Here is a 13,198-nt window from a genome sequence, read left to right as displayed (position 1 = left end):
AAGGAATCCAATCCTCATGGTTGGATTCCTTTTTATATACACAGAGAACACCTGATGTCATTTTATTGAAGGATATCTTTTCAATCGCTTTTTCAAGCGAGTTGGCAATAGGGCGCTTACAACAGCGAAAGGAATCGCAAAGATATACCAAGAAATCGTTCGCCCGATACCATATCGTTGATAGAGGTTCATTAACATCAAGTGAAGTAAGCTTAATCCAACAATCAATGAGCCAGCGAGAAACCATTGATTGTCCCATTTGAAATAACGTAAACTCATGACTAAAACCGGATAAAGGTAAAAGTAGATTCCAACGAAAGTGATGCGCCAATTTTTAGTAAAGGTCCCAATATTGAGCAAAAAGAAAATTGCGGATAAAGCAATTCCTAATGGTGGAAAAAGACCGACTAGAAAGGAATAGGCGATGCTCCAGAGAATCAAGCCTGGACCTTTGAATAACGCGACTAAAATCACTAGACCCGTGATAAGAAGGAGTTGTTGACTAAACGAAGCAATAGTCAAAAGACCAAAAAGAATCAACGTAGCCCAGTGCCAACGTGATTGTTGCTGTTCTTTTCGTGTAATCGAAAAATGATCTGTGAGAAAATTTGCCAATTTTGGATGTGAATGCTGAAAGTCCAAAAGCAAGCCCCCCTTTAAATAGAAACTAGCTAAATTGTAATCAAAAATAAAAGAAAAATCATCCGACTTAAGGGGGATTTTTTTGAAAACCCTTTATTGTATTTGTGCGTAGCCAAGGGGAAAAAACTCGGTTATACTAGCAATTATATTAATAAAATAGGAAAGAGGATGAGGAATGGGAAATAAATTAAAACGTGAAATTAATTTGTTTGGTGCATTAGCAACGGTTATGGGAACTGTTATTGGGGCAGGAGTTTTCTTCAAGACTGCTTCAGTAACTGCCAGCACACAATCATCGAGTTTGACACTTTTTGTATGGTTATTGGGCGGCTTTTTGACCATTTGTGCAGGGTTGACTGTTGCAGAATTAGCCACAGCGATTCCAGAAACAGGCGGAGCAGTCAAATACATAGAGGCTGCGTATGGAAAATTACCAAGCTTCTTACTAGGCTGGGCGCAAAGTCTGATTTATTTTCCAGCGAACATTGCAGCTCTTTCAATTATTTTTGCTACACAGTTGACAAATCTCTTTCAGCTATCCACTGATTATCTGATATTGATTGCAGCTGTAACTGCTTTGTCAGTGACGGGATTGAATTTATTGGGGACTAAAGTTGGTGCGACTGTCCAGTCTGCTACTCTTATTATTAAATTGATCCCGATTGCAGTTATTGTGGTTTGGGGATTAATGGTTCCCGGATCCGGTACGGTTCAGCTTTTTCCAATTGAAGCAGGAAAAGATGTTTCTTTTATGGAAGGATTGAGTAGTGCGCTGTTGGCTACTTTGTTCGCGTATGATGGTTGGTTAGGTGTCGGAGCAATCGCTGGTGAGATGAAAAAGCCAGAAAAAGATTTGCCTAAAGCAATTATTTTAGGATTAAGTTTTGTAACAGTGGTTTACTTGTTGATTAATTTTGTTTTCTTGAAGACTTTACCCATCGAAGGAATTGCCGGTAACTTGAACGCAGCATCAGATGCTTCAGCAGTGATTTTTGGTTCATTTGGAGGAAAGTTAGTTACGATTGGTATTCTGATTTCTGTTTATGGCGCGCTGAATGGGTATACGTTGACTGGAATTCGTGTTCCTTACGCGATGGCATTGGAAAATGAATTACCATTTAGTAATCAGTTAACAAAATTATCGAAGAAATTCACAGTTCCTTACGTGCCAGCAATGTTTCAGTTAGTGATTGCTTGTATCATGATGACGATGGGCTCATTTGATTTTTTGACAGATATGCTGATTTTCGTCATGTGGTTGTTTAGTTTATTAATATTTATCGCTGTTTTCGTTTTACGAAAGAAAGCGCCGGAGATGAATCGCCCATACAAAGTACCACTTTATCCGGTGATCCCACTAATTGCGATTATTGGTGCGATTTTTATTTTAGGAATGACGATCTTAACGCAAACAGCACTAGCGATGATTGGAATCGGTGTAACGCTATTAGGGATTCCAGTTTATTTCTATAAAAATAAAAAATAAGTATGAGAGGTTGAGCTAAGTCTCAATCTCTTTTTCATTTGTTTAATGGATGATTAAATCTAAAGCAGGGTTCTTTTGACATTCGCTTTTTTCGCATCTTTTTTTGTGATCCAAAGCGTTGAAACGGAATGGTGTTTGGCAGGTAGTTACCTGAAAAAACAAAAAAGTATGAGTTTTAGAAAGAATTTTTATTTGCTAGAATGAAAAAATTGGAAGTGGCGAAGCTCTTATCATCTTTTTTTTCATCTGACTTCTGTCTTAACCGTTTATGTGCTAAAGTAGGAAAGAAAAGGAGCGATTTGAATGATATTTGATTCTCATACTCACTTAAATGCGGAACAATTTAATGAAGATATTCCCGAAACGATTGAGCGTGCTAAAGAGTTGGGCGTAACAAAAATGGCTGTAGTTGGTTTTGATCAACCAACGATTGAAAAATCTTTACAGCTTAGTCAAGACTACGAAACTATTTATAGCATTATTGGTTGGCACCCAACTGAGGCTGGCAGTTATATGAAAGAAGTTGAACAACAATTACAAGAACGATTGACGTTACCTAAAGTTGTGGCATTAGGAGAAATTGGTTTGGATTATTATTGGATGGAAGATCCAAAGGAAGTTCAAGCAAAAATTTTTCGTCGTCAAATTGCGATTGCAAAAGAAATGAATTTACCGATTAGTATCCATACGCGTGATGCAATAGAAGACACGTACCAGATTTTAAAAGAAGAAAAAGTTCATGATATTGGTGGGATCATGCATAGTTTTAGTGGAGATTACGAATGGGCGCAGCGTTTTCTTGATCTTGGTATGCATATTTCCTTTAGTGGTGTTGTGACATTCAAAAAAGCGTTAGATGTCCAAGAAGCTGCAATGAATGTCCCTTTAGATCGTATGTTGGTAGAAACGGATGCACCTTATCTTGCACCAGTCCCTTATCGTGGTAAACGAAATGAACCAGGGTATACTCGTTATACGGTCGAAAAAATTGCGGAACTTCGTCAAGTACCTTTTGAAGAAATTGCAACACAAACATGGCATAATGCACATCGTTTATTTGGGATTTCAGAAAATGAGTAAATTGACTATTGAAGAAATTGTAGTCGTTGAGGGAAAAGACGATACGAGACGATTACAAGAAGTCGTGAATGTAGATACGATTGAAACAATTGGTTCCGCAATCAATGAAGCTATTTTGAGGCAGATCGAACACGCACAAGAAACAAGAGGGGTGATTGTTTTTACGGACCCAGATTTTTCAGGCGAAAAAATCCGTAAAACAATTATGGAGGTCGTGCCCCAAGCAAAACACGCCTTTTTGCCTCGGAAGCAAGCTCGACCAAAGAAAAAGGGGAGCTTAGGTGTTGAACACGCAAGCAATGAAGCAATTCTCGAGGCATTGAAGAAAGTTGTGACACCTAGCGAGGAAGAGTTTAACGAAATCCCTAGACAGATGCTTTTGGATTATGGTTTAATAGCGGGAGCACAGGCCAAAGAAAAAAGAGAACGACTTGGAGATGAGCTAAGAATTGGCTATACCAATGGCAAACAATTAGCGAAGCGTTTGAAAATGTTTCGCATTACCCCAGAAGAATTAACACAAGCAATGAAAAAAGTGGAGGCAAAACATGACTGAATATCGTGAGATCGCAACACCCTCTCGAACAAAAGAAATCTTGAAAGAACATGGATTTCAATTTAAAAAAAGTTTAGGACAAAATTTTTTAACAGAACCTAACATTCTACGAAAAATTGTCGAAACAGCTGAAATCAACCATGAAACAAATGTAATTGAAGTAGGGCCAGGAATTGGCGCGTTGACTGAACAATTAGCCATAAATGGAAATCAAGTCGTTGCATTTGAAATCGATGATCGTTTGATTCCAGTATTAGCAGATACACTTCGCCGTTATCCAAATGTCAAGGTTGTTCACCAAGACATTTTAAAAACGGACTTGGCTGCTGCTGTTGCTGAATATTTTGCAGAAGAGCTACCATTAAAAGTGGTCGCAAATCTTCCTTATTACATTACAACGCCAATCATGATGCATTTTCTTGAATCAGACGTACGTGTGGATGAAATGGTTGTGATGATGCAAAAAGAAGTTGCTGATCGAATTTCTGCAAAGCCAGGTACGAAAGCTTATGGCTCACTTTCAATTGCTGTGCAATATCATATGGATGCGTCTTTGGCATTTATCGTGCCTAAAACCGTTTTTGTACCACAACCAAACGTTGATTCAGCGATTTTAAAATTGACACGCAGAGACAAACCAGCTGTTGAAGTTACAGATGAAAAAGAATTTTTCCGTTTAACGAAAGCTTCATTCCAATTGCGTCGCAAAACATTATGGAACAATTTGCAACATGCATATGGAAAAGATGAAGCAACGAAAGCATGGTTGACTCAAAGTTTAGCTGACGCAGGAATTGATCCGAAACGTCGTGGTGAAACACTGTCATTAGAAGAATTCGCTGCATTAAGCAATGCAATGATGGCGAATAAACAAGGGTAAGAAGATTTAGATAATTGAAAAATGGTTTATCACAGAAAAGCGGAGCCTAGTGCTTACGTTTTTCTGTGATTTTTTTATTAGTTAGGAAAAAATTTTTGAAAAAATGCGTATCTATAGTAGAAGTAGGATGAAATAAAAAGGAACGCAACTAACAAGTCATTTTCTAAATCAGTTTTTGAGTGACGAAAGAATGATTTAGAAGTATTTAGAAAAGCGATTGTTTTTCTTGAAAAAAAGGATGGCTTATCTGCTCGAGTAGACAAGTCATGTGCTGAAAGGCACAACAAATTTAAAAAGCATTGGTGTGTTCCAACTAAGTTCGTGGAAAAATAGAAACTTGACGAAGAACAGTCGAATACTCCTTTAAGTGTCTTGACAGTTAAAGAGAATATCAGTACAATAAACAACATCAATGTGTCAAGACACATAAGGAGAGTAAAAATGAAAAATAATTCTGTTCGTCACTTAACTATTTCCGCATTGCTGATTGGGATGGGGATCATCATTCCTTTAGTTATGCCAAAAATCATGATTCCGCCAGCATCTTTTACCTTAGCGTCGCATGTGCCATTATTCTTAGCAATGTTTTTTTCACCAGGGGTAGCTGTTGCTGTCGCATTAGGAACAACATTTGGGTTCTTTTTATCGACACCAGTCATTATTGCCTTAAGAGCATTATCACACATTATTTTTGCAGTGGTTGGTGCTTGGTATTTGCAAAAGAAACCCGGGATCGTCTTGAAGGACGGGAAATTTACGCTAGCAAACTGGAAATTTCAAGGATTTAATTTTTTCATTGGGGTGATCCATTCGATTGCAGAAATGTTGGTTGTGAGTGCTTTTTATTTTATGGGAAATATGCCTGATACGTATTATTCGGAAGGCTATTTCTATACAGTATTTATTTTGATGGGAATTGGTGGATTGATTCACAGTTTAGTTGACTATAATATTGCTTACTTTGTTGCAGGTACGTTAAGCAAATACTTTGATATTCCTGTATTTACTGCGGCAAAAGAACAAGCGAGGAACATGGATAAGCTTGGCTAAAAATAATTGGATTAAAAAATGGCTTAGATCCACTTCCTGTTGAACATTTTTGATACCATTAGTAAAAATAGGTGACTTAATACAGATGCTGTTTTAAGTTACCTATCTTTTTTTTACCTATCTGGCTAGTAAGTAAAAATCGTCGCAAAATCAGTTGGAGTTATTTCCAGAATGTTTTTTTTTAGAGCTAAATGCGTTTATCTCAAGCACCTTTATCTTTATGTAACCTACCAAGTCCCCAGTTATGTCAAAAAAAGAACTGCACCGTTGATTTCGGTACAGCTCTTAAAAAGGGGGCATCAATTAAAATTAAGGTAAAGTGATCACATTTTCTGTTTCTTTATCGAAAAAATGTCCTTTATTGATATTGAAAGCAAGATCAATCATCTCACCTGGTTTGTGGAAGTCACGTGCATCGACTTTTGAAATAAATTCAGTTGAGCCAGTTTTTGTGTAAAGCATTGTTTCTGCACCTAATAATTCTGAAACCACAACTTCAGAATGAACAACTGCTTCTGGTGAAGCATCTAAAGCAATTTGTTCGCTGTGAATGTCTTCAGGACGAATACCAAAGATGACTTCTTTGCCATTATAGCCTTTTTCCACTAAGATTTTATTTTTTCCTTCTGGAATACGAAGTCTTAGACCATGACCGTCAGTAATCACGCCGTCATTTAGCGTTACACTGAAGAAATTCATTGCAGGTGAGCCAATAAATCCAGCAACAAAAACATTCACTGGTGTGTCATAAACCTCTTTTGGTGAACCAATTTGTTGAATAAATCCGTCCTTCATAATAACGATTCGATCTGCCATTGTCATAGCCTCTGTTTGGTCATGGGTCACGTAGATGGTTGTTGTTTCCAAACGTTGGTGTAATTTAGCAATTTCTGCACGCATCGCTACACGCAATTTAGCATCTAAGTTTGATAAAGGTTCATCCATCAAGAAGACTTTTGCATCACGAACGATTGCACGACCTAAAGCCACACGTTGACGTTGTCCACCAGATAATGCAGCTGGTTTACGAGTTAGATATTCAGTTAGACCTAAAATTTCTGCCGCATTTTCAACTCGATTTTTGATTTCAGCTTTATCGTATTTTCTTAATTTCAAACCAAATGCCATATTATCAAAAACAGTCATATGAGGATAAAGTGCGTAGTTTTGGAAAACCATTGCGATATCACGATCTTTTGGAGCAACATCATTCATGACTTTTTCGCCAATTTTTAATTCACCTTCAGTAATGTCTTCCAAACCAGCAATCATACGTAAAGTAGTTGATTTCCCACATCCAGATGGTCCAACAAAAACAATAAATTCACGATCTTGGATATTTAAATTAAAATCAGTAACTGAATAATTTTCTGCATTATCGTATTTTTTATAAACATGTGTCAACGCCATTTCTACCATAGTAAATTCCACACTTTCTATAAGTTTTATTTGACTAAAGTATAAATGAAAGCGCTAACCTTATACAATGGCAGAATGAACAAGAATTTGTCTGTTTTTTGGTCAGAGTGACAAAGAAAATCAAAAAAATGGTAACAAAAAATTTAAACGTTTTCCTAAGTTTGTTACACTAAAGAAAAGAAGGGAAGTGTGACTGATGAAAATTGCTTTGATTGCACATGATCGAAAGAAACCATTAATGATTAAATTAGCGACAGCTTATCAAATGATTTTAGCAAAACACGAGCTTTATGCTACTGGGACGACCGGTTTACGAATTCAAGAGGCAACTAATTTACCAGTTCATCGTTTTAAATCAGGTCCGTTGGGAGGCGACCAACAAATTGGGGCAATGATTTCCGAAGATGAAATTGATTTAGTCATTTTCTTGCGTGATCCGCTTGCAGCACAGCCACATGAGCCAGATGTAACAGCATTGATTCGTTTATCAGATGTGTACGAAATTCCTTTGGCAACCAATATTGGCACAGCTGAAGTTTTATTGCGGGGGTTAGCAGCGGGGTATTTAGATTTTCGGACGGTCGTTCATGAAATGGAAAAAGAAGCGATTTCAACAGAACATGAATGAATTTTCGGTATTTTATCCAATAATGTGAATAAATACTAATATAATTTATTGAATAGCGAACATAAAAGAAAAAAAGCATAGTAATATTCAGTTTTCCTATTTGCTAGTCGTTGGTAATTATGTTATATTTTGTGAGGGAATTGTTTCCCAAAATAAAATCAGAGTAGGAAATAAAGCGTTAAGTGCTAGGAGGATGGGATGTTGCCACCTGGACGAAGGACAAGGTAACTTGTTCGCGGTTTTATTTTCGCATTCGCTGCATATTATTGTGTAGCAGCTCTTAAAGGAGATGCTAAAAATGAAAAAAAATCGATTAGACGCACGGATGATTGCGATCATGGGGCTATTGATTGCCTTAATGGTTACTTTATCACGACTAATATCTATCGAAACACCTTTTATCAAAATCAGTGTAACATTTATTCCACAGGTCATCATGGGGATTTTATTTGGTCCTTTTTGGTCTGGTATAGGAGCTGTGTTAGCTGACCTTGTTGGAATGGCATTATTCTCAAAATCAGCTTTCTTTATTGGATTTACTTTGAATGCTTTCATCGAAGGGGCGATTTATGGTTTCTTTTTCTATCGAAAGGAAATCACTTGGAAGAATGCTATCTTAGCAACGCTGAGTGTCACGTTGATTATCAATTTGATTTTGACACCGCTTTGGCTAGCTTTGATGTATCACGTTCCTTTATTCAGTTGGGTCGTTTGGGCACCAAGATTATTGAAAACAGTCATTTGGATCCCACTTCAATCAATTGCAATTTACTATGTTGGACGGAGTATCCCTTATAAAAAGATTTTACAAAGTCTAACAGTTCGTACGAAATAAAAATAAAAAACAGGCAATCTTCCCATCCCAGAAGATTGCCTGTTTTTTATTGATGTGTAAATTGTGCTTGATAAAGCTGATTGTAATAGCCTGCTTTTTTCACTAATTCATCATGCGTTCCCATTTCGACGATGTGTCCTTGATCCATGACTAAAATCTGATCAGCATTTTTAATGGTAGAAAGCCGATGTGCAATCACAAAACTAGTTTTACCTTCCATCATTGTCAAGAATGCTTGTTGAATCTTCTTTTCAGTTAGTGTATCAACAGAACTAGTTGCCTCGTCTAAGATCAACATAGGTGGATTACTGATCATTGTTCGTGCAATAGTCAATAGTTGTCGCTGACCATCAGAAATTTTTAGTCCTTGACCGCCAATTTTGGTGGAAAGCTTTTCAGGTAACCGCTCGACAAATTCATACATATAGGCAGCTTTTAACGCTTCGTTGATTTCTTCATCACTAGCATTTGGATTGCCGTAGCGTAGGTTTGCCCGTAAGGAACTATCAAATAACCAAGTGTCTTGTAAAACCATCCCAAAGCTTTTACGCAAAGTCGTTCGCTTGATATCACGAATATCGTGACCATCAATCAGGATTTTTCCACTATTCGTATCATAAAAACGCATTAAAAGATTGACTAGTGTCGATTTTCCAGCTCCTGTTTTTCCAACAATCGCAATTGTTTGCCCGGGTTTTGCTCTAAAATTGAAGTCTTCAATCAAACGTTGATCTGGGTCATATGAAAAGGAAACGTGTTCGAAAACGACTTCTCCTTTGATCGTTTGGGGATCTAAAGCAAATGCATCAGAGGCATCAGGTGTCTCTTCTGGTTGATCGATCAACTCAAACGCTCGATCTAATCCAGCAAAGGCAGTTTGAATTTGCGTAGTGATACCAGATAATTCGATAAAAGGTTTTGAGAATTGACTCGAATAGATAGTGAAACTTGAGATAACACCAACGGTAATTGCTGAACCGCTTCGTAAAGCGAGTAATCCGCCAACTAAACCAATTGAGAGATAAGCTAAATGATCAACAAATCGCGAAGAAGGATTTGTCAAAGAAGAAGAAAATTGAGCACGTTGTCCTTTGACGTAAAGTTCCTGATTCAATGTTTCAAATGCCTGTTGACTAGCTGACTCTTGTTGAAAAGCTTTCACGATTTTTTGATTGCCAATCCGTTCAGTAACAAATCCAGAAATATCCCCAATAATTTTTTGCTGTTGATTAAAGTCGTTTTGAGAAGAACGTGCAACCAGAAAGCTGACTAAAAAGATAATTGGGGTGGCACACAAGACGACAACAGTTAACAACGGACTCAAATGAATCATAAAGATAAAAGATAAAACAATGATTGCAACACCAGAAAATAATTGATTGAACGCTGCTGCAATGGCAATCGAAATATTATCCATATCATTGGTAAAACGGCTGACGATATTTCCATGAGCAGTCTGGTCATAATAACGAAGAGGCAAACGGTTCAATCGTTCAAAAGCATCTTTTCTTAGCGCCGCTACGGAGAGATAAGCAAGGCGATTACTTAAGACTTGGATCAACCACTGACTAAGGACATTAACAAGTACTACGCTACCAAAGAGTAACAATAAGTGAAAGAGTTCTTGAAACTGAACGCGGCCGATACCAATCATCAAATCAATACTTTGACCAATTTGTAACGTCATGACTACTGTCGCAATCCCATTCAATAAACCAAAGAAAATTGCTAAAGCAATTTCTTTAGGATAAGCCATCAAGTAGGGGATAAATCGCTTGAATAACTGCATTGAGAATTTTTTTTGTTTCATTTTATTCCTCCTCCTGTGATGCCACGATTTCTTGGTACTCTTTTGATGTGCGTAATAGTTCATCATTTGTTCCCTGAGCAACAATCTGTCCTTGATCCATGACTAAAATAGTTTCTGCTTCTTGAATCGAACGAACTCGTTGAGAAATAATCAATACGGTACAATCAAGAGAAGTCTTCAATGCTTTGCGTAAATTCAAATCTGTTTGATAGTCAAGTGCGCTTAATGAATCATCAAGAATCAGTAAGGATGGTTTCGCAATCAAGGCGCGTGCGATAGTCAGTCTTTGTTTTTGCCCACCAGAAAAGTTTTTTCCATTTTCCATCACTCTGGTATCCAGACCATCAGGAAGTTGACGAACAAACTCATCAGCTTGTGCAATTGCTAAAGCTTCCCAGCATTCCTCATCTGTGGCGTTTGCTTTGCCCCAATGTAAGTTGTCGCGGATAGAGCCAGTGAAGAGCACAGCTGTTTGAGGAACCATAGCAATTTGCTCTCGTAATTTTTCCGTTTCCCACTGTCGGACATCTAATTCGTCAACGAGCACTTCGCCACTACTGACATCATAAAAGCGAGGAATTAGTTGAGTCAGAGTGGTTTTACCACTACCAGTGGGTCCAATGACTCCAACGACAGTATTTTTCTTCATTTGAAAATTGATATTTTCTAAAGACAAACCAGAAGCTGGTGTATAGCGGAAATCTACATGTTTGAATTCAACGATTATCTTACTATCAAGTTCAGGCGTACTTGCATCTGATGCTTCTTGAATCGAATTTTCCATGGCTAAGACTTCTTTGACGCGTTTTCCTGAAGCTTCAGCTCGGGTAAAAATCACGACTAAGTTAGAAACAACGATCAAAGCTAACAACATTTGGTTCATATAGTTGATCAACGCTAAAACTTGTCCTTGTTGTAGTCCACCAATATTGACTTTGATGCCGCCAACTGTCAATAGACAAATAATTCCTATATTCATAATCAAAGTGGTGGCAGGGGTCAAAAGTGCGGAAATATTGGAAACCAGTAAATAATTCTTGGCTAGATCATCGGTACTCTCGTCAAAACTTTTGACTTCCGTTTTTGTTCGACCAAAGGCCCGAATCACGCGAACACCACTCAGATTTTGACTAACGATTTCGTTTAAATAATCTAATTTTTCTTGAACTTTTTGGTAAAGAGGAATTGTCTTTTTAATAATAAAATACAAGATAACCGCAAAAATAGGTAAAAAAAGTAAGAAGAACAAACCAATTTGCCAATCAATGATAAAGGCCATCACGACAGAACCGATGCTTAAAAATGGTGCACGGATCAATAATCGGATAACCATTGCCAACGCTAATTGCAATTGATTGATATCGTTGGTCATTCGAGTAATCAAGGTGTCTGTTCCAAAATGATTTAGCTCACTGTGAGAAAGTGTATTGATTTTTTTCATGAGTTGATTACGCAATTCTGTACCAAAACCTTGCGAAGCGATCGAAGAATAGTATTGACAAATGATGGCACAAATCAGTCCGATAATTGACATGACAACCATCCAAACGCCCATTTGAATGACCACACCTGTATCATTTTTTTTAAGTCCGTTATCAATCAACGAAGCCATCAATAAGGGAAGAACTAATTCAAAAACTGCTTCAAGAAATTTGAAAAAGGGTCCTAAAATGATTTGCTTACGATAGTCTTTTGCATAACGCAATAATTGAATCATATGATTCCTCCTGAGTAGTAAAATTTTTTCTATATTTATAGTAGAAGAAAAGTGATAAGTACATTACACATTGTAGCTTATGAAATTTGGAATGAAAAGCCAGCAAGCTCTTTCATTAGAGTTTCTTTTCATTTTTTCAGCTTATTGATACAATGAAAAGAAAAAAGGAGGTACTTATGAACGAGTTTATTCGTGTAGTATTGCTATTTTTTATTTACTCATTTGTCGGTTGGTTATGGGAAACCATTTATTGTTCCATTAAGGCCAAGCATTTCGTCTATCGAGGATTTTTGGTTGGGCCAATTACGCCAATCTATGGATTTGGAATTTTGGGCGTCTTGTATTTTATTGAGCCCTTCCAATCGAACCTTATTTTATTGTATGTTTTATCAACAGTTCTGGTCACGATTTTGGAGTACTTGACGAGCTTTGGCTTGGAAAAATTGTTTCATGCTACTTGGTGGGATTATCATGATGTTCCGTTGAATATCAATGGGAGAGTTGCTGTACCGGTCTCACTTTTTTGGGGCGTTGGCTGTGTCTTGATCGTGAAAGTAATCCATCCACATATTTTAGTTTTAGAACAATTGTTGGCGGAACACTTTGGTTTTTATTTACCAGTTATCTTGATTGGGGTAACCATGATGGATCTTGGTTACACATTGGCAAACTTGCAAAGTTTCCAAAAAGCAGTCACAGATTTGCAAAAAGCAATCAATGAACAAAAAGCAAACTTGCAAGAAGCCTTTGAAAAAACCAAAGACGAATGGGAAGAACGTCAAAAAACTTCAGGTACAGTTTTCGGTAAGGGTATTATCTCAAAACCAGAGAAAAAAGCTGCTACTGATTGGTTACAGGCATTTAAAGAGTCAGCAAAAACGAATGATTATTTGCCACGTTTGAACTATACGCAACGTCGCTTCTTGAAGAATTTCCCACAACTATCGTTGAAAGAAGGCAAAGATGTGAATGAAATTCGTCAATTAGTAAAAGAATTGCGTAAGAAAAAATAACTTATATCATTGCTCAAAAAAGCAGTTGAACGAAAAAGTTCAATTGCTTTTTTATTTTGTCCAATAGTTCATTGGTCACGAA

The 13,198-nt window shown here is 37.2% G+C and carries 12 protein-coding genes and 1 riboswitch; of the genes, 8 read left to right on the top strand and 4 right to left on the bottom strand.

Translation table 11 applies throughout. The annotated features are described in order from the left end of the window. Positions 1 to 57 precede the first annotated feature (57 nt). Positions 58 to 642, bottom strand: coding sequence for a hypothetical protein (locus AC4BC3_RS09740; RefSeq protein WP_206910897.1), 585 nt, complete (start codon positions 640 to 642; stop codon positions 58 to 60). Positions 643 to 817: 175 nt separating this feature from the next. Between AC4BC3_RS09740 and AC4BC3_RS09735 the strand changes: the two genes are divergently transcribed. The 5 genes from AC4BC3_RS09735 (at position 818) to AC4BC3_RS09715 (ending at position 5,694) form a co-directional block, all read left to right on the top strand. Beyond that, complete coding sequence (locus AC4BC3_RS09735) at positions 818 to 2,128, top strand: APC family permease (protein WP_490466381.1); 1,311 nt, start codon at positions 818 to 820, stop codon at positions 2,126 to 2,128. Between the two features lie 303 nt (positions 2,129 to 2,431). Then, positions 2,432 to 3,208 carry a TatD family hydrolase gene (locus AC4BC3_RS09730; RefSeq protein ID WP_490466380.1) on the top strand — a complete coding sequence of 259 codons (777 nt, stop codon included), beginning with the start codon at positions 2,432 to 2,434 and terminating at the stop codon, positions 3,206 to 3,208. Then, complete coding sequence (gene rnmV / locus AC4BC3_RS09725; protein WP_490466379.1) at positions 3,201 to 3,764, top strand: ribonuclease M5; 564 nt, start codon at positions 3,201 to 3,203, stop codon at positions 3,762 to 3,764. The genes AC4BC3_RS09730 and rnmV overlap by 8 nt, the downstream gene beginning before the upstream one ends. Next, a complete protein-coding gene (rsmA, locus tag AC4BC3_RS09720; protein ID WP_206910889.1) occupies positions 3,757 to 4,644 on the top strand; it encodes a 16S rRNA (adenine(1518)-N(6)/adenine(1519)-N(6))-dimethyltransferase RsmA in 888 nt (295 codons plus the stop codon). The genes rnmV and rsmA overlap by 8 nt, the downstream gene beginning before the upstream one ends. Before the next feature lie 441 nt (positions 4,645 to 5,085). Continuing rightward, positions 5,086 to 5,694 carry a hypothetical protein gene (locus AC4BC3_RS09715; RefSeq protein ID WP_490466378.1) on the top strand — a complete coding sequence of 203 codons (609 nt, stop codon included), beginning with the start codon at positions 5,086 to 5,088 and terminating at the stop codon, positions 5,692 to 5,694. Positions 5,695 to 6,003: 309 nt separating this feature from the next. Here AC4BC3_RS09715 and AC4BC3_RS09710 read toward each other — a convergent pair whose 3' ends face one another. Next, a complete protein-coding gene (locus AC4BC3_RS09710; RefSeq protein ID WP_206910885.1) occupies positions 6,004 to 7,113 on the bottom strand; it encodes an ABC transporter ATP-binding protein in 1,110 nt (369 codons plus the stop codon). 196 nt (positions 7,114 to 7,309) lie between these two features. On the opposite strand from AC4BC3_RS09710, the gene AC4BC3_RS09705 reads away from it, so the two are divergent. Then, positions 7,310 to 7,741: a methylglyoxal synthase gene (locus AC4BC3_RS09705; RefSeq protein WP_206910883.1), complete on the top strand. Its 432-nt coding sequence runs from the start codon at positions 7,310 to 7,312 to the stop codon at positions 7,739 to 7,741. A gap of 157 nt (positions 7,742 to 7,898) precedes the next feature. After that, a riboswitch (THF riboswitch) is annotated at positions 7,899 to 8,002 on the top strand. 37 nt (positions 8,003 to 8,039) lie between these two features. Then, positions 8,040 to 8,576 (top strand): folate family ECF transporter S component, encoded by a 537-nt coding sequence (locus tag AC4BC3_RS09700; RefSeq protein WP_206898247.1) that lies wholly within the window; start codon positions 8,040 to 8,042, stop codon positions 8,574 to 8,576. A gap of 46 nt (positions 8,577 to 8,622) precedes the next feature. Here AC4BC3_RS09700 and AC4BC3_RS09695 read toward each other — a convergent pair whose 3' ends face one another. Together AC4BC3_RS09695 and AC4BC3_RS09690 are read right to left on the bottom strand one after the other, a co-directional pair. Next, a complete protein-coding gene (locus AC4BC3_RS09695) occupies positions 8,623 to 10,386 on the bottom strand; it encodes an ABC transporter ATP-binding protein (RefSeq protein WP_206909463.1) in 1,764 nt (587 codons plus the stop codon). Between the two features lies 1 nt (position 10,387). Further along, positions 10,388 to 12,103: an ABC transporter ATP-binding protein gene (locus tag AC4BC3_RS09690; RefSeq protein WP_490466377.1), complete on the bottom strand. Its 1,716-nt coding sequence runs from the start codon at positions 12,101 to 12,103 to the stop codon at positions 10,388 to 10,390. Positions 12,104 to 12,279: 176 nt separating this feature from the next. On the opposite strand from AC4BC3_RS09690, the gene AC4BC3_RS09685 reads away from it, so the two are divergent. Continuing rightward, complete coding sequence (locus AC4BC3_RS09685; protein WP_206909466.1) at positions 12,280 to 13,116, top strand: putative ABC transporter permease; 837 nt, start codon at positions 12,280 to 12,282, stop codon at positions 13,114 to 13,116. The last annotated feature ends 82 nt before the right edge of the window (positions 13,117 to 13,198 follow it).

Source organism: Enterococcus sp. AAFC-DPL-6103, assembly GCF_058216595.1.
The sequence above is the reverse complement of the archived record's forward strand: the minus strand, read 5'-3'. Positions and strand labels throughout refer to the sequence as shown.